13 protein-coding genes and 3 tRNA genes are annotated in these 16,155 nt (G+C 71.8%); 9 read left to right on the top strand and 7 right to left on the bottom strand.

The genetic code is table 11. The features are described from left to right. Positions 1-192: 192 nt before the first annotated feature. The 3 genes from ACFY12_RS28940 (at position 193) to ACFY12_RS28930 (ending at position 1,748) form a co-directional block, all read left to right on the top strand. Positions 193-576, top strand: coding sequence for a hypothetical protein (locus tag ACFY12_RS28940; protein WP_390718853.1), 384 nt, complete (start codon positions 193-195; stop codon positions 574-576). Positions 577-892: 316 nt separating this feature from the next. Then, positions 893-1,618: a hypothetical protein gene (locus ACFY12_RS28935; protein ID WP_390718852.1), complete on the top strand. Its 726-nt coding sequence runs from the start codon at positions 893-895 to the stop codon at positions 1,616-1,618. A 56-nt stretch (positions 1,619-1,674) separates the two neighbouring features. Continuing rightward, positions 1,675-1,748: transfer RNA gene (locus tag ACFY12_RS28930), tRNA-Lys, on the top strand. A 154-nt stretch (positions 1,749-1,902) separates the two neighbouring features. Here ACFY12_RS28930 and ACFY12_RS28925 read toward each other — a convergent pair. Further along, positions 1,903-3,198 carry a M6 family metalloprotease domain-containing protein gene (locus ACFY12_RS28925; RefSeq protein WP_390718851.1) on the bottom strand — a complete coding sequence of 432 codons (1,296 nt, stop codon included), beginning with the start codon at positions 3,196-3,198 and terminating at the stop codon, positions 1,903-1,905. 328 nt (positions 3,199-3,526) lie between these two features. Between ACFY12_RS28925 and ACFY12_RS28920 the strand changes: the two genes are divergently transcribed. After that, a complete protein-coding gene (locus tag ACFY12_RS28920) occupies positions 3,527-5,359 on the top strand; it encodes a putative bifunctional diguanylate cyclase/phosphodiesterase (protein ID WP_390718850.1) in 1,833 nt (610 codons plus the stop codon). A gap of 110 nt (positions 5,360-5,469) precedes the next feature. Here the strand turns inward: ACFY12_RS28920 and ACFY12_RS28915 are convergent, their stop codons facing one another. The 3 genes from ACFY12_RS28915 to ACFY12_RS28905 form a co-directional block, all read right to left on the bottom strand. Continuing rightward, positions 5,470-6,594 (bottom strand): LLM class flavin-dependent oxidoreductase, encoded by a 1,125-nt coding sequence (locus ACFY12_RS28915; protein WP_390718849.1) that lies wholly within the window; start codon positions 6,592-6,594, stop codon positions 5,470-5,472. Positions 6,595-6,691: 97 nt separating this feature from the next. Beyond that, positions 6,692-7,417 (bottom strand): decarboxylase, encoded by a 726-nt coding sequence (locus ACFY12_RS28910; RefSeq protein WP_390718848.1) that lies wholly within the window; start codon positions 7,415-7,417, stop codon positions 6,692-6,694. Positions 7,418-7,650: 233 nt separating this feature from the next. Beyond that, positions 7,651-8,577 (bottom strand): decarboxylase, encoded by a 927-nt coding sequence (locus ACFY12_RS28905; protein ID WP_390718847.1) that lies wholly within the window; start codon positions 8,575-8,577, stop codon positions 7,651-7,653. Positions 8,578-8,788: 211 nt separating this feature from the next. Here ACFY12_RS28905 and ACFY12_RS28900 point away from each other — a divergent pair, with 211 nt between their 5' ends. Then, the gene (locus ACFY12_RS28900) at positions 8,789-9,763 is read left to right on the top strand and encodes a D-2-hydroxyacid dehydrogenase (RefSeq protein ID WP_390718846.1); all 975 of its coding nucleotides are present in this window, start codon (positions 8,789-8,791) and stop codon (positions 9,761-9,763) included. A 209-nt stretch (positions 9,764-9,972) separates the two neighbouring features. Further along, entirely contained in the window at positions 9,973-11,598 is a 1,626-nt protein-coding gene (locus tag ACFY12_RS28895) for an amidase (protein ID WP_390718845.1), read from the top strand. A 97-nt stretch (positions 11,599-11,695) separates the two neighbouring features. Here the strand turns inward: ACFY12_RS28895 and ACFY12_RS28890 are convergent, their stop codons facing one another. Continuing rightward, the gene (locus ACFY12_RS28890; RefSeq protein WP_390718844.1) at positions 11,696-12,196 is read right to left on the bottom strand and encodes a DUF3830 family protein; all 501 of its coding nucleotides are present in this window, start codon (positions 12,194-12,196) and stop codon (positions 11,696-11,698) included. A gap of 500 nt (positions 12,197-12,696) precedes the next feature. Here ACFY12_RS28890 and ACFY12_RS28885 point away from each other — a divergent pair, with 500 nt between their 5' ends. After that, the gene (locus tag ACFY12_RS28885) at positions 12,697-13,455 is read left to right on the top strand and encodes an IclR family transcriptional regulator (RefSeq protein ID WP_390718843.1); all 759 of its coding nucleotides are present in this window, start codon (positions 12,697-12,699) and stop codon (positions 13,453-13,455) included. A 110-nt stretch (positions 13,456-13,565) separates the two neighbouring features. Next, positions 13,566-13,639, top strand: a tRNA-Lys gene (locus tag ACFY12_RS28880). Between the two features lie 209 nt (positions 13,640-13,848). Here ACFY12_RS28880 and ACFY12_RS28875 read toward each other — a convergent pair. Beyond that, a complete protein-coding gene (locus tag ACFY12_RS28875) occupies positions 13,849-15,063 on the bottom strand; it encodes a hypothetical protein (RefSeq protein ID WP_390718941.1) in 1,215 nt (404 codons plus the stop codon). Positions 15,064-15,077: 14 nt separating this feature from the next. Then, positions 15,078-15,497 carry an SsgA family sporulation/cell division regulator gene (locus ACFY12_RS28870; RefSeq protein WP_390718842.1) on the bottom strand — a complete coding sequence of 140 codons (420 nt, stop codon included), beginning with the start codon at positions 15,495-15,497 and terminating at the stop codon, positions 15,078-15,080. A gap of 532 nt (positions 15,498-16,029) precedes the next feature. Here ACFY12_RS28870 and ACFY12_RS28865 point away from each other — a divergent pair. Continuing rightward, positions 16,030-16,103, top strand: a tRNA-Lys gene (locus ACFY12_RS28865). Positions 16,104-16,155 lie beyond the last annotated feature (52 nt).

Here is a 16,155-nt window from a genome sequence, read left to right as displayed (position 1 = left end):
CGGTGCCGGCGCACCTGTCGGAACACCGCGTCGCCTGGCGTCCGTAAGAGGTCGTCCGGCGTTCGTCAAGGGTCGTCCGGCGTTCGTCGGGGCCTGTGCCGGACGTCCCGCCCACCCCGGACGGGCCGGGTTTCCGGCCCCCTTGCGCCCGGCGGGAGAATGGAATGCGGCACACGATCTGGAGGTAGGTACATGTCCGAGCCGCAGCCGGCTCCTGACCCACGCGGTGTGGCGCCGGGGCCCCGGCGCATGAGGCCCGCGCAACTGCTCTTCGAGCCGCCCGAGGCCGTCGCCGACCCCGAGCACTTCTTCGACCTGGAGTCGATGGAGGACCCGCGCGAGCTGCTCAGCCGAGCCACGGAGCTCACCCTGGCCTTCCGTGCGGCGGCCGACCGCGCGATGGAGTTCCAGGCGCTGGCCGCCGCCCAGCTGGCCGACCCCAGCCGATTCGACCGGCTGCCGCTGGCCGCCCTCGCCGAGCAGGCGGAGTGGACCGAGGACTACGCGCAGAAGATGATCGAGTTCGGCCGCAGCCTGATGCGGGGCGGCAGCACCCTGCTGGGGGACATGGACTGATCGTTCCGGCCCCGGCCGTCCTGACGGCTCCGGTCCCCGCCGTCCTGGCGGCTCCAGCTCCGGGCGTCCCGGCGGCGTCGGCACGTCACATGCATGGTCCCGTCACATGCATGGTCCCGTCACGCACATCGTCGGCACTCACACACGTCACGCACATCACACCGACACCGACCCCATACACCCCGTTACGGCTCATGGTCCATGACCATGAGCCGTTGGCATATGCGAGGGGGCAAGATACCGGTCCCCGCACCGCCCTGTCCTGACTTCGGCCAATCAGCGAAGCCGGAACGCGTCGTATCGGTAGACCTGCCCCATGACCGAGCGGCTGCCCGAGACCCCCCGCATGCCCCACACCCCGGCCCTCCCCGCCACGCCCACGGCGGGGTCCGTCACGCGCGCGGGTGCCGACTGGCTCGCCTCCGCCAGCCCCCACCCGCACGCGATGCACAGGCTCTGGGCCCTGGAGCCGGAAGCACCCAGCGTGCTGCCGTGCGGTACCGCGTTCGACGTGATCAACGCCCCGGCGCTGTTCGGGCGGCGCATGGTCGACCAGCTGTGGTCCGACGGCCCCGGATCCGGGCCGGTGGCGGCACACCGCGGGCGGATCCTGCTGTTCGCCGCCCCGGGCGCGGCCCAACGGCTGCCCGCGCTGCTGGTCTGGGAGGAGTGGGCGGCCGCTGTTCCTCCGCTGCTGTGCCACGGCAGCGGCGACGCGGTGACGGTCCCGCCGCTCCGTCCCGGGTCCCACCCCGGGTCCCACACCGGACTCCACACCGGGTCCCATCCCGGACCCCACGCCGGGCCTCGCCCCGGCGCATCGGCCGGCACCCCCACCGGACCGATCGCCACGCCCGCCACCCCCGACGTCCCGACCACCCCCGCCTCCTCCCGTTGGCTGGTCGCGCCGGACGTCCGCAACCCCTGGCTGCCCGGGCCGGACGTCCTGCTGTGGGCGTGCCTGCGGGCGGCCCGCGCGGCGGCCGGGGTGGAGCGGGAAGCCGCAGCTCAGCACCGCTTTCCGGCGCTGGCGCAGGGCTGAGACAAACCGATTTTTGTCCTGCCCGACCAGGATGCTAATGTTTTCCCCGTCAGCAGGCGCCGCTAGCTCAGTTGGTTAGAGCAGCTGACTCTTAATCAGCGGGTCCGGGGTTCGAGTCCCTGGCGGCGCACAGACAGTCGAAGGCCCTCACCTCGGTGGGGGCCTTCGTCATGTTCACGAGCATCAGCCGTGTCCGGGGCACCAACCGTGTCCGGGCATCAGCCATGTCCGGATCTCCATCGCGTCCGATCCTGCTCACCGGCCTCCACCGCGTCCGAGCCTGCTCACGGGCCTCCACCGCGTCCGATCTTGACCGCCCAGTCCCCGTCGCTCGACCGGCCCGTGACCTGGACCCGTACGCGGACGCCGTCCTGGTGGACGTCCATGCTCTCCCCCACGCCCAGTGGCGCGTCGGCGAGCGGCGGGTAGACGGAGGTGCCCCAGCAGGCCCCGGTGGCGGGGTGGCCGTCGAGGACCCGCACGGGGCCCGACCCCGAGGGGGTCTCGCTGCGCACGCGGTAGACGAGGACGCCGTCGCTGCACAGGGCGCGGTCGTTGCCGCCGGCGGCCCGGGCCTCGATGGCCAGGGCGCTGTCCGGGCCGGTACGGACCACCAGGAGCCGTGGCCGGCGCTGGCTGCGCGGCTCCCTGGGGGCGGAGAGCTGCCGTAGCGAGTGCATGGTGGACCGGGTGACGACGTCGGCGCAGTCGACCTGGTTGTCGGCGATCCAGCCGAGCTTCCACTTGTGCCAGGCGAACGGGTCGGGGGCGAGCCCGAACTGGCTGCCCATGAGGTCCCAGTCCCCCACGTAGGTGTCCCAGTCGCCCTTGCCGTTCTGCGGCCGGTGGTAGAGGTCCGGCAGGTCGAAGACGTGCCCGGTCTCGTGGGCGAGGACGTTGCGGTCCGGCGGGCTCTGCTCGAAGACGGTCACGAACCGGCGGAGCTCGCGGTCGTCGGCGTACATCGGCTGACTGAGGTTGACGACTTTGGTGGCGTCCGAATCGACACCGGGCGCGTCCGGATCGGCGACGAAATAGACCATGTCGTAACGGCTGAAGTCCACGACCGGATCCGCGGCATCGACCGCATCGCGCAGATAGGCGGCGCGTCGCCCGGCGTCCCAGTCGCGCTGTATTCCGTACGCGACGGACGTGCGCGGCATCTTCACCCAGGAGCGGTGCACGTGTGGGCGGAGCCGGAACTTTCCGTACGAGGCACGTTCGAAGAAGGCGGAGGTGGCGGGGAAGTAGTCGCGGGCGAGGACCTGGGGGACGGTGACCGGCGGGGAGTCCGGGAAGGCGAGATAGATCATGACGGCGTCGAGCGGGCGGTCCGGTCGCGTGTAGGAGCCGTTCCAGCCGTCCACGCCTTCGGAGTGGTGTGCGTCGGTGCGCCCCAGCGCGCAGGAGAGAGCGGCGTCGGAGGCGGTGGCCGGGCCGGCGACGATGGAGGTCGCGATGAGCGCGCTCAGGGACGTGGCCACGGCCGCGGCGCGCCGCAGACTGCGACGGTCGACCCCGTCGGTTGCCCGGGTGCGCGACAGCACACATACCTCCAGGGACGGATTCGGAGACCTCATCTACCCTGTGGCGATTTAATGCTATTCGTCCTGTTTCGGGCGCCCGGAAGAGTGACCGGCGCGTCCCCGTTCCCCCGTAACAGAAAGTCACAAACGACCAAGGGGGCAATCTGCACGAACAGAGCCGGGCAGAAATGGCTGAAGTTCCGTCACGGGTGCCGACGATCACGGCTGCGTCGCTGGATAGGCCCTTGCGCCAGCCTCTATGATCGCCACACTTTCCAGCGCGAGAAGCCCCCTCCATCACGAGACCAGCGCCATGCGGGAGCGAGCAGTGAGCGGACACCCCGACGGCCCAGGCCGCACCCCCGGAGCGACACTGCCGTCGGTGACGGAGCGTAACGAAACGACCAAAGAATCCGCCGCCGCCTGCCCCCTCGCCCCCACCGGTCCGCCCGGCCCGCCCGGCCCGCCCGGCTCCGGCGACGACAGCGCGGCCTCGCTCGGCGACTACCGCGCCGCCTTCTACGCCGGACGGATGGCGATGGCCGTCCTCAACCGCGACGGTCTGGTCCTCGCCGCCAACCCCGCCTTCGGCGAGCTGGTGGGCACCGACCCCGCCGAGCTGGTCGCCGCCACCGCCGCGGACCTCACCGACCTCGGCGCCGAACCCCGGGTGTGGTCCGCGTACCGCGAGGTACTCTGCGGCCGCAGCGACCGCATGCGATGTACCCGCCGCCTCAAACACCCCGAAGGGCACTCCGTCTGGGTGGAGGTGACCGTCGAGCCGCTCACCCCGGACCCGCTCAGCGGCGAGGACCGGATGCTGCTGTCGGTCGCGGACGTCAGCGACCGGCAGGATCTGCTCGCCCGGCTCCGGCACCTCCAGATGCACGACCCGGTGACCCGGCTGCCCAACCGGGCACTGTTCTTCGAACGGCTCTCCTCCGCCCTGGAACGCGCCGCCTTCGCCCCGGCCGGGACCGGCCGGATCGGGCTCTGCTACCTCGACCTGGACGGTTTCAAGGCCGTCAACGACACCCTGGGGCACCGCGTCGGGGACCGGCTGCTGAGCGCGGTGGCACAGCGGCTGACGCACTGTGCGGAGGCCGCCGACGACCGTGGGGCGGGCGACGACGGGCATCTGGTGGCGCGGCTCGGCGGTGACGAGTTCGCGGTGCTGGTGGAGGACTCCACCGGTACCGACCAGCTGGCCGAACTCGCCCAGTGCGTCCTCGACGCGCTGCAGCGGCCGTTCGACCTGGCCGGGCAGCGGTTGTCGGTGTCGGCGAGCATCGGCGTGGTGGAGCGGGCCGTGGGCGGCACCACCGCAACCGGGCTGATGCAGGCCGCCGACACCACGCTGTACTGGGCCAAGGAGGACGGCAAGGCCCGCTGGACGCTCTTCGACCCGGAGCGCAACGCCCACCGGATGACCCGGCAGGCGCTGTCCAGCACGCTCCGCCCGGCCGTCGACCGCGGCGAATTCACCCTGGAGTACCAACCGCTGGTCGGACTGGGCGACGGCCGGGCGCAGGGCGTGGAGGCGCTGGTGCGCTGGCGTCATCCGCAGTTCGGCACCCTGTCACCGAATCGGTTCATCGCACTGGCGGAGGAGAACGGCGCGATCGTCGAACTGGGCCGCTGGATCCTGGAGCGGGCCTGCTATCAGGCGCGCGCCTGGCAGCTGGCGCACCCCGGCGACCGGCCGCTGTTCGTCAGCGTCAATGTGGCCGTACGTCAGGTGTGGGACTCCGACCTGGTCGCGGACGTGGCCAAGATCCTGGAGGAGACCGGACTGCCGCCGCAGCTGCTCCAGCTGGAGCTGACCGAGTCCGCGGTGATGGGCTCGGCCGGCCGCCCCCTTCAGGCCCTGCAGGCGCTGAGCGACATGGGCGTCCGCATCGCCATCGACGACTTCGGTACCGGCTACTCCAACCTCGCCTACCTGAGCCGGCTCCCGGTGTCCGTACTGAAGCTGGACGGCTCCTTCGTCCGCGGCTTCCGCTCCCAGGAACACCCCAACCCGGCGGACGAGATGATCGTCGAGGCACTGGTGACGCTGGCGCACCGGCTGGGCCTGACCGTCACCGCCGAGTGCGTGGAGAGCACCGAACAGGCGGAGCGCCTGCGGCGGATCGGCTGCGACACGGGGCAGGGGTGGCTGTACAGCCGGCCGGTGGCGCCGGAGCAGGTCGCTTCGCTGTTCCTTCCCGCGTAGGGGCGTCTCGCGTGGGGGCCTCGTAGGGGCGTTCCTCGTAGGGGCGTTCCCTCGCGCGTGGCGACGTTCACGCCCCTGTTGACGCCCGTGTTCACGCCCCTGTCGCGGGCCTACATCCCGTACGCGTCGGCGATGAGGTCGTACGAGCGCAGTCTGGCGCCGCTCCCGTGTGCGTTGGAGGTGACCATCAACTCGTCGGCGCCGGTGCGCTTGGCGAGGTCGTCGAGGCCCTGGCGGACCGCGTCCGGGGTGCCGTGGACGACGTTGCCGAGCCAGTTGTCGACGAAGCCGCGCTCCACCTCGCTGAAGCGGTGGGCCTCTGCCTCCTCCGGGGTCGGGATCAGGCCGGGGCGGCCGGTGCGGAGCCGGAGCATGGACAGGGCGCCGGTCATCACCTGGCGCCGGGCCTCCCGCTCGTCCTCGGCGGCCAGCGCCGCCACCCCGATCAGGGCGTACGGCTCGGAGAGCACCGCGGAGGGGCGGAAGGACGCGCGGTAGAGGTCGAGTGCAGGGAGGGTGTTGGCCGCGGAGAAGTGATGCGCGAAGGCGAACGGCAGGCCGAGGGAGCCGGCCAGCCGGGCGCTGAAGCCGGACGAGCCCAGGAGCCAGAGGGGCGGGCGGTGCGCGGACTGGACGCCGCCGGGTGCGGTGGCCTGGACCGGGCCGGGGACCGCGTGGATCGAGGCGTACGGGTGGCCGTCGGGGAACGAGTCGTCCAGAAAGCGCGTCAACTCGGCCAGCTGCTCCGGGAATTCCTCCGCCCCCTCGTGCAGCTGCCGGGTCCGTCGCAGGGCCGCGGCGGTGGCGCCGTCCGTGCCCGGGGCGCGGCCCAGGCCGAGGTCGATCCGGCCGGGGGCCATCGCCTCCAGGGTGCCGAACTGCTCGGCGATGACCAGCGGGGCGTGGTTGGGCAGCATGACGCCGCCGGAGCCGAGCCGGATCCGGTCCGTGTGCGCGGCGAGGTGGGCGAGCAGCACGGCGGGGGAGGACGAGGCGACGCCGGGCATGGAGTGGTGCTCGGCGACCCAGTAGCGGTGGAAGCCGCGGCGTTCGGCGGTACGGGCGATCTCGACGGCGGTGCGGACCGCGCCGGACGCGGTGCTGCCGGCGCCGACCGTCACCAGGTCGAGAACGGACAGCGGGACCGGGGCGCTGCCGCGGGCGGTGCCCCGGATGCCATCATCGTGGCCTGCTGCCTCGCCGCTGCCCCGGTTCTCGTTGATCTCGCCGCTCACGTGCGGGTCCTCCTCGCCTGGCACTGGGTGTACGAGGAGGAGAACCGGAGAGCATCTCCAGTTATTCCCTCTACTCTCCTGTTCCCTCTACTCTCCTCTACTCCTCCGCCGTGCGCGCGAAGAGCCTCCCCAGTGCCGGACAGGAGACCGTCCGGTCCAGCAGGCGCAGCCCCTCCCAGACCGTCACCTGATTGGCGGTGAGGACCGGCTTGCCCAGCTCCGCTTCGAGGGCGGGGAGGTGCGCGGCGGTGTGCAGGGCGGTGTCCGGCAGCAGCACGGCCTCGGCTTCGGGGTGGTCACCGGCGCGGGCGAGTGCCAGCACCTCCGCGCGTCCCCAGGTGCCGACCTCGGCGGCGGTGATGATGCCGCTGCCGCGGGTGGCGACCACCTCCGCACCGGCGGACTTCAGGAAGGTGCGGAAGTGCTCGGCCACGTCCTCCGGGTACGTCGCGGCGATCGCGACCCGCTGGACACCGAGCGCCCGCACCGCGTGCGCGAAGGCGAAGGACGTACTGGAGGCGGGCCGGCCGGCGGTCGCGGACAGCTCTCTGACCTGCTCGTGGGCGCCCTCCCAGCCGAAGACGAAGCTGGCGCTCGTACAGGCCCAGACGACGGCCTCGGCGCCGCGTGCGGCGAGCTCGGCGACGCCGGCCGCCAGCCGGGCCGCGGATCCCATCTCCAGCAGCGCGTCGACCCGGTGGGCGTCCTCGCCGATGTCGGTGTGGACGAGCGGCAGGCGGACCGAGCCGCCCAGGATCGTCTCCAGCCGGGGGTAGTCGTCCTCGGCGGAGTGGCCGGGGTAGAGGAAGCCGACCGATGGCATACGGGTCTCCTTGCTCTCCTTGCGTGTACGCGTACACGTGTGTACGCGTGTACGGCTGCGGGCGTGTACGGCTGCGGGTGCCGGGGCGTTGACGGGGAGCCGGTGGCCTTCCCAGGACGGTCCGGTGGGTGCGGGTCCGTGCCCGGCCCGAAGGCTGGTTCCGGACCCGCACCTCGGAGACCTGTGCCTCAGAGACCTGCACCTCAGAGACATGTACCTCGGAGACCCGCACCTCAGACCGGTGGCGGCGGGCCCGGATCCTCGGGTGGGCAGGGGCCGGTGTCGACACCGTCCACCGGTTCCCCTTCGGGCAGCACGGGCGGGCCGGCGAAGGCGGCCTCCGGGGTCGCCCGCGGGAGACCTCCGTCCGGTCCTCCCGGTGCGGCCGGCTGCCCGGTTCCGTTCATCGCGGCCGGACCGCGCCGTGCCACCGGATCGACCAGCGCCTGGTACGAGCCCACCGCCTGGGCGCCGATGGCGCGCAGCGCGGCCCACATCGTGACCTGATTGGCGGACAGCACCGGCATGCGCAGCTCCGCTTCGAGCTGCGGGATGACGTCGTACGTCGGCAGGTTCGTACAGCTGATGAAGAGGGCGTCGGCGGCACCGACCACGGCCGCGCGGGCCATATCGACCACATCGCGGTAGGGCACCTTCCAGATGTGCCGGGTCAGTCCGAGATAGGCGCGGCCGGTGACCGTGATGCCCGCCTCGGCGAGGTACTCCTCCAGGGAGTCGGTGACCGATTTCGTATAGGGCGTGACCAGGGCGATGCGCCGCGCGCCGATCTCGCGCAGCGCCTCGATCAGCGCGCCCGACGTGGTGAGGGAGGGCACCTCCCCCGCCTGGGTCATGGCGGCGCACATGGCCCGCTCGCCCGCCACCCCGCCGACGAAGCTGCCGGAGGTGCAGGCGTAGCAGATGACCTGCGGTGATACCGCGCACAGCGCCTGGACGGCGGCGTCCAGGGTTTCGTGCTCGCTGACCAGACGGGCCAGGTCGAGGCTCACCTCGACGGGCACGAACGGGGTTCGGGTGAGGTGGAGCGACACATCATCGGGCACCCAGCGCCACAGCTCCCGGTCGAGCGCGAAGTCAAAAGGGGCGACAACGCCCACACCGAGCTGAGGCTGGGGGCCACCCAGGAACGAGACGTCCATTGAAGGCCCCATTGACGGTATGAAGGGCTGATGGCCAAGCCAGTGGCCAGGGGAAAGAGAGGTGCAGCCGGACGAGCCGGGACGTCGGGACAGATGCCGTTGTTGACACGGTAGATACGACTTCCTAGCGTGGTCAATCCTCGCATCTCCGGCATCCGTCGGTGCCCTTTTCCAGTGAACTGGACTCACGTTTCAGAACGGTTTCTGACCTATGTCCGCAAGCACCGGAAGCACAGTCCTCGTACTGGGTTCCGACCCTCCGCCGAAGCTGGACCGACTGGCCGGCCGGGCCCGGGTGATCTTCACCGACGAGGCCTCGCTGGCCGATCGACTCCCCACCGCCGACGTGCTGTTGGCCTGGGATTTCACCTCGGACGCGATCCGCGAGAGCTGGCCGGAGAAGGGCCCCAGACCCCGCTGGGTGCACACCGCGAGCGCCGGCGTGGACCGGGTGCTGTGCCCGGCGCTGATCGCCGACGACACCGTCGTGACCAACGCTCGGGGCGTCTTCGAGCAGCCGATCGCGGAGTACGTCGCCGGGCTGGTGATCGCCATGGCCAAAGATTTCTACGGTAGTTGGGAGCTGCAACGACAACGGCGGTGGCAGCATCGCGAGACGCTGCGGGTGGCCGGCAGCCGGGCGGTCGTGGTGGGCTCCGGGCCGATCGGCCGGGCCATCGGGGCCACGCTGCTGGCACTGGGTGTCAAGGTCGACCTGGTCGGCCGCCGGGAGCGGACGGGCGACCCCAGGTTCGGCCTCGTCCACGCGAGCGACGCGCTGAACGGCCTGCTGCCCCACGCGGATTGGGTGATCTGCGCCGCGCCCCTGACGGAGGCCACCCGCGGCATGTTCGACCGGGCGGCGTTCGCGCTAATGCCGCCGCGGGCACGGTTCGTCAATGTCGGACGCGGCCCACTGGTCGTCGAGGACGACCTGGTCGCGGCGCTGCGCGAGTGGCGGATCGCGGCGGCGGCGCTGGACGTCTTCGCGTACGAGCCGCTGACCGCGGACAGCCCGCTGTGGGACGTGCCGCACCTCATCGTCTCACCGCATATGAGCGGCGACACCCTGGGCTGGCGGGACGCGCTGGCCGGGCAGTTCCAGGACAACTTCGACCGCTGGGAGGCCGGCGAGCCACTCGTCAACATCGTCGACAAGCGGCTTGGGTACGTACCGGTGGACTGACCGCCGCTACGTACCAGTGGACCGACCGCGCGGGCCGCCCGCGGAAGCCCGTGCCGGACCTGCTGATGCCCGTGCCGGACCCGCTGGAGCCCGTGACCGACCGCGCGGGCCGCCCGGACCCGGACCCGGACCCGGACCCGCTGAAGCCGGTACCGGAAGCCCCGCCCCCGCCGCCTCGCCCGCCGGGGCGGCCGACGCTCGGAGGACGCATGACCACCGGCCCCGCCGAACCGACCGGCCCCACCGCACCGGACCACTCCGCCGGACCGCACCGCCGTACGAGGCGAACCGAGCCGAGCGAGCCGGCCGAGCCGGCCCGGCCCACCGGCCTCGCCGACCTCACCGCCACCCGGCTCACCGCCGGGTACGCCGCCGGCGAGTTCTCCCCCGTCGAGGTCGCTCGGGCGGCCCTGGAGCGCGCCGAGGCCGCACAGGCCGCCACGAACTGCTTCACCCGGATCGACGCGGAGCAGGCGCTGGCGGCCGCCGAGGAGTCGGCGGAACGCTGGCGGGCCGGTGCTCCGGCCGGTCCCGTCGACGGGGTGCCGGTCACCGTCAAGGACCTGCTCCTCACCCGGGGGACGCCGACGCTGCGCGGTTCGCGGACGGTGCGGGCCGAGGGCCCCTGGGAGGAGGACGCGCCGTCGGTCGCCCGGCTGCGGGAGTCCGGTGCGGTGTTCCTCGGCAAGACGACCACCCCGGAGTTCGGCTGGAAGGGGGTCACCGACAGTCCGCGGCACGGGGTGACGGGCAATCCGTACGACCCGGGGCGCACCTCGGGCGGTTCCAGCGGCGGCAGCGCGGCGGCGGTGGCGCTGGGCGCCGGACCGCTGAGCCTGGGCACGGACGGCGGGGGCTCGGTCCGTATCCCGGCGTCCTTCTGCGGCGTCTTCGGGCTGAAGGCGACCTACGGGCGGGTTCCACTGTATCCGGCGAGCCCGTTCGGGACGCTGGCGCACGTCGGGCCGATGACCCGGGACGCGGCGGACGCGGCGCTGATGATGGATGTGATCACCGGCGCCGACTGGCGGGACTGGTCGCAGCTGGAGCCGCCCGCCGGCTCCTTCCGGGAGGCGCTGGCCGGGCCGGTGTCGGGGCTGCGGGTGGCGTACAGCCCGTCGCTGGGCTGGGACGTGCCGGTCTCCCCGGCGGTGGCGGCGGCGGTGCGCGGGGCGGTCGAGGCGCTCGCCGGGCTCGGAGCGTCCGTCGAGGAGATCGATCCGGGGATCGAGGATCCGGTGGAGGCGTTCCACACGCTGTGGTTCAGCGGTGCGGCACGGCTCCTCCAGCATCTGGACGACGCGCGGCGCGCACTGCTGGACCCGGGCCTGCTGGAGATCTGTGAGCAGGGCGCCCGCTACAGCGCGCTGGACTACCTCGCGGCCGTCGACGTCCGGATGGCGCTGGGCCGGGCGATGGGCCGCTTCCACAGCGCGTACGACCTGCTGGTGACCCCGACCGAGCCGATCACCGCGTTCGCCGCGGGCGTGGAGGTGCCGCCCGGGTCCGGCCACACCCGCTGGACGGGCTGGACGCCGTTCACCTACCCGTTCAACCTCACCCAGCAGCCGGCCGCCACCGTGCCGTGCGGAGTGGACGGCGACGGGCTGCCGATCGGCGTCCAGCTGATCGGCGCGCGGCACGCGGACGCGCTGGTACTGCGCGCCGCGCACGCCCTCTACGAGGCGGGCGCGACGCACATCCCCGCGCCACCGCCTGTCCCCCCAGCACCGCCCGTCGCCTCGCCACCGCCCGTCTCCCCGGCACCATTCGCCTCCCCGACACCACCCGTCTCCCCGGCACCGCCTGTCTCCCCGCCACCCCCCACCCCATAGACGGGAATATTCCCCCGCCTCCGGCACGTTGTGGCCCCGCAGGGGGGCCACGCGCCCCTTAGGGGATCTGTTCGACCAGCCCTCCGGGAAACCCCCCTCAGGCCCGCCGGAAACTCAGGGTCTCCCCCAGGGCGCCGGCCCGCCACAGGTCCTGGCAGGCGTCGGCCATCCGGTCCAGACCGTCGACGACGGTGCCCCAGACGATGCCGGGCACCCAGCCCGCGTCACCGTTGATCAGCAGGTTGTTGCGCTCGTAGAAGAGCGCGAGGTCGACGACGGTGGGACGGCCCCGGTGGGCGGCCGCGCGGTCGTAGCCGTAGGAGGCGGTGCCCAGTTGGGTGTCGCTGAAGGTGAAGTAGCACAGATCGCCGGGGATCGGGGTGACCGTCGGGTTCTCCAGCGGCGGCTCCTCGGGGGCGAAGGGTTCGAGGAGGGCGTAGATCTCGTTGCGGGCGTACTTGGCGTGGTAGACGTCGCCGCCGAGCGGGAGGGCGTTCCAGACGGCGTCGCAGGTGATCGGTGCGCGGTCGTCGAGCAGTTTCGCCGTGCAGCTGACGCCGCGCTTGTCGAGCGAGACTTCGATGAAGCGGTCGGCCATGCTCAGATCGTAGGGGCAATTCCGGCGTTCGGAACAGGTGGGAACGGGTGGGAACAGGTGGGAACAGTGCGGAGGAACGACTCCCCGCCGCTCCCGTCGAGGGCCGGAGTCCAGGGCCGGAGTCCAGGGCCGGAAACGACTGGTGCGCCCGCCCAGAAGGCGGACAACCGCGCGGCCGCGCAAGGCTGGTGCGTCGCGGGAATGGCTGGTTTCCTACTCTCCTGGCACCGTCTTCCGGCTCCGCCCCGGGGTGGCCGGGTGTCACCGGCGCACGCCGTTCACCTGCACCTGGCCTGGTGACCTTGGCATATGCCAGCGTCTCAAGCCGCAGTACAGAAATCCGGGATGCACTCCTTTTCAGTCAAGACCCCCTCCCCCGAGGCCTGTTGACCGCTATCGTGATACCAGCCTCGCTGTCCGGCACCGGTTGCGTGTATGCCGAGCATGTCCGGACAACGGCGGCCAGAAAGCAAGCGGTACCAACCTGCTAGGGGGACACCGTGGCGCTGAAGCCCGAGCCGACCGCGCCGTTCCATTCGGTGCAGTACGCACTTCGTGTGCTCGAAACGATCTCCAGGCACACCGGTGGCGTCACCGATGTGCAGATCGCCCGCGAATCCGGAATGTCCCCCGGCCAGCTCGCCCACATGCTGTCGATGCTCCGGCACGAGGGCTATGTCGACCAGCTCTCCGACGGGGCGTACGTCGTCGGCGCCTCGCTCCTGCTCCTGGGCTCGGGCAGCGACCGCGACCAGGCCCTGCACGACAAGCTCCAGCTCACCCTGGACCAGCTCCGGGATTCGGTCGGCGCGGCGGTCTACATCAGCAGGTACATCGACGGCGAGGTCAAGATCCTCCACTACGCCGACGGGCCGACGGCTCCCAAGGTCAACGAGTGGGCCGAATTCCGCCGTACGGCACACGCCAGCGCGGTCGGCAAATGCCTGCTCGCCCAGCTCGACCACGACGACCGGAGAGAGCACCTCTCGCGCCACAAGACCGCCCGGCTGACGTCCCGGACGATCACCAACGAGAAGATCCTCTTCCACAAGCTCGACAGCCAGCCGCCCACGGTGCCCGTTCTGGACCTCCAGGAGTACGCCGTCGGCACGGTCTGCGCGGCCGTACCGATCACCGCCGGTGCCACGGTCGGCTGCCTCGCGCTGTCGATGCCACTAGAGAACGCCCACCGTCTGCGCCAGGCGGCCGACACTCTCAACCGCAGGGCCGCTCCGGTACTGCTCTCGCTGGCGATCTGAGCGCCCCGGCGGACGGTCCGGTGGGGCGGTCCGGCGGGCGGCCCTGAGGGTGATCACGGCGGTGGTCATGAGCACCCCTCTCGACCAGGTAGTATTTCTTTCGTCAGCGCGCGCCGCTAGCTCAGTTGGTTAGAGCAGCTGACTCTTAATCAGCGGGTCCGGGGTTCGAGTCCCTGGCGGCGCACGTAGGAAGTGGGCGTTTCCGGTTCTCCGGGAACGCCCACTTCGTCATTATCCACCGGCAACGCCACGGCCGGCAGTATCACCATCGGAAGCGCCACGGCCGGCAGCGCCATGCTGTGATCACGACGTGCCCGAAGACGCCTGACGTGCCCGAAGTGGCCTGACGCGCCCGCGTGGGCATGCCAGGCGACTCGGACAGCCTCGGGCGTGTCAGGCGGCCTTGGGGAGCGGGGCCTCCGCGGGACGGGCGGCCGCCTGCACCAGGGCCGTATAGGTACGGCGAAGGGCGATCAAGGACTCCTGGGCCTCACGGTAGACGGCGGCGTCGGGACCACCCCGGTGGGCGAGGGTGCGCACCGGCGCACAGTGCCGGTCCATGGCGCTGAGCCAGGCGCGGTGCTGCGCCGGGAGGTGGCGGCGCAGCAGCTGCCGCCGGCCTTCGCCCATACGGCGGCCGCCGACCCCCAGGACCGCCTCGGCCGCCTGCAGCACCGGCGGTTCCAGGGCGCCCTGCTCGGCGAGCGCGGTGAGCACCGCACGCTGCTGCGGCGTCGCCGCCGGAGCCGCCGCCAACTCCCCGGCCTCGGAGAGCAGTTGGGTGCGCAGGGAATGGTGGACGCGGACCAGTCGGCGGAGCGCCGTCGGGGTGGAGCAGTCGTCCGGCGACCGGCCGGCGAGGGTTTCGGCGAGCCGGAAGAGCCAGATGCCGTGCGCCTCCAAACGGGTCGCGGCCAGCATCAGCCGGTCCAGCCGGCTGAGCGGCTGGCCTTCCCCCGCCCAGCGGACGATCGGCACCAGCGGTTCGGTACGGGCCAGCTGATCGATGGGTATATGGCGACGAGGTTTACGTTCCGGGGCCCAGTTGTGGAGCGCGAGGGTGGGCAGGGCGACGAACTGGTCGTGGTCGATGCGGTGCGCGATGGCCGCCCACAGCTCGAGGAACGCCTCGTCGGCGACCTCGCGTGCGGCCGGCGCCTGGGGGTCGAGTCCACACCAGCCGCACGACACCGCGATCACCGCGATACGCATCGCGGCGGCCTCCGCGTTGCGCACGGAGAGCCGGGAGACCCTCTGCCGCAGGGCGGACAACTCATCGGCCCGGCGGGCCCGTTCGACCAGCGCGATGGCGGCCTCGCGGTCCGGCGCGACCGCGGCGGCGCGCGCCATGGCGTCCAGCCGGGTCCAGGTGCCGATCATGGAACGGACCGGCGGCCGCTCGGGCAGGAACCCGTGCGCGCAGGGGTCGTGGGAGGCGGAGGCACCGGCCGCCACCTGTTCGGGAGCGTCCCCGTTCGCCTCGGACGGCTCCTCGGCGGCCCGCCGCGCCACGGGTATGGAGCGGCCCGGTCCGGCCACCGCCCCGTCCATGACCTCCGCGGCCCCGGCAGCCTCGGCGGCGGCTCCGTTCACAGCCGTGTCCATCATCGTCACGCCCCCCATCAGTACTTCCCCGTCAGCAGCCGGGCCAGCTGGTCGTCCAGGTCGAGATAGCGGCCCTCCTCGCCGGGTGCGACGATCGCCGCGGTCTGCTCCAGCCACGCGGTCAGCTCCGTCGCCCGTACGGACAGCTCGCAGAGACTGTCGACGGTGGCCAGCTCGATGTGGACGCGGCGCGCCTCGCCCGGCCGGCGGAACGGCCACACCCGTACGTCGCCCTCCCCCACTTCGCCGCACAGGCCGCCCAGCAGCAGGTCGCGGGCGAACACCCAGGTCGTGACCGTGTGGCCGCGGCTGATGAAGGCGACTTCGACCTCGTACGGGCGGTCGCTGCGGTAGCTGAACCGGCCGGCCACCGGAACCGTGTCGTCCGGCCCGAGGAGGAGCTGCATCTCAAGGGTGCGCTTGGCTGTCGAGACCACGACGATCAACCTTTCCGTCGGAGGGGCGAGCCACGGGAACCGGTCCGGGGCACGCGTCCTGGCAGACGTTGCTGTGGAGGGTGGGGTTGCGGGAGGTGCGTGAGGAGTGACGGACGCCATGGCCCCGCACCCTCCTCATTCATCCGCTCCCCATCCGTTCGGTCGCTCCGCCCTCCCGCCTCGGTTCCCCTCGGCGTTCGCCTCAGCCTCTCAACCGGCTGGAGATATCGCATGTTGACGGGGCAACTGGTTATCTCTGGTGATCTACGGCCATGGATGCGCCGAACTCGATCTTCACAGAGCAATTCGGGCGGTCCGCCAGGCGAAGGTCCCGAGACCAGGAGTCTTTCGCCCTGTAGGGGGGCGGGGTGCAATGCGGTAAGGGTGATACAGCGGCGCGACAGGGGGGGCGCGGGGTGAGTGGCAGTGACCGGGAGCGAGTGGCGGGGATCACACAGGTCGGAGGCGTGGACGGTGCGGTCGTGGGTACGGAGCACCTCCCGATGTCGTGTAGAGTTCTTCAGGTCAGCGCGCGCCGCTAGCTCAGTTGGTTAGAGCAGCTGACTCTTAATCAGCGGGTCCGGGGTTCGAGTCCCTGGCGGCGCACGTAGGACTGAGGCCCCTCGCCATGCGAGGGGCCTCAGTCGTTCCCACTCCC

It is taken from the genome of Streptomyces sp. NPDC001339, from assembly GCF_042895955.1.
GTDB lineage: Bacteria > Actinomycetota > Actinomycetes > Streptomycetales > Streptomycetaceae > Streptomyces.
The sequence above is the reverse complement of the archived record's forward strand: the minus strand, read 5'-3'. Positions and strand labels throughout refer to the sequence as shown.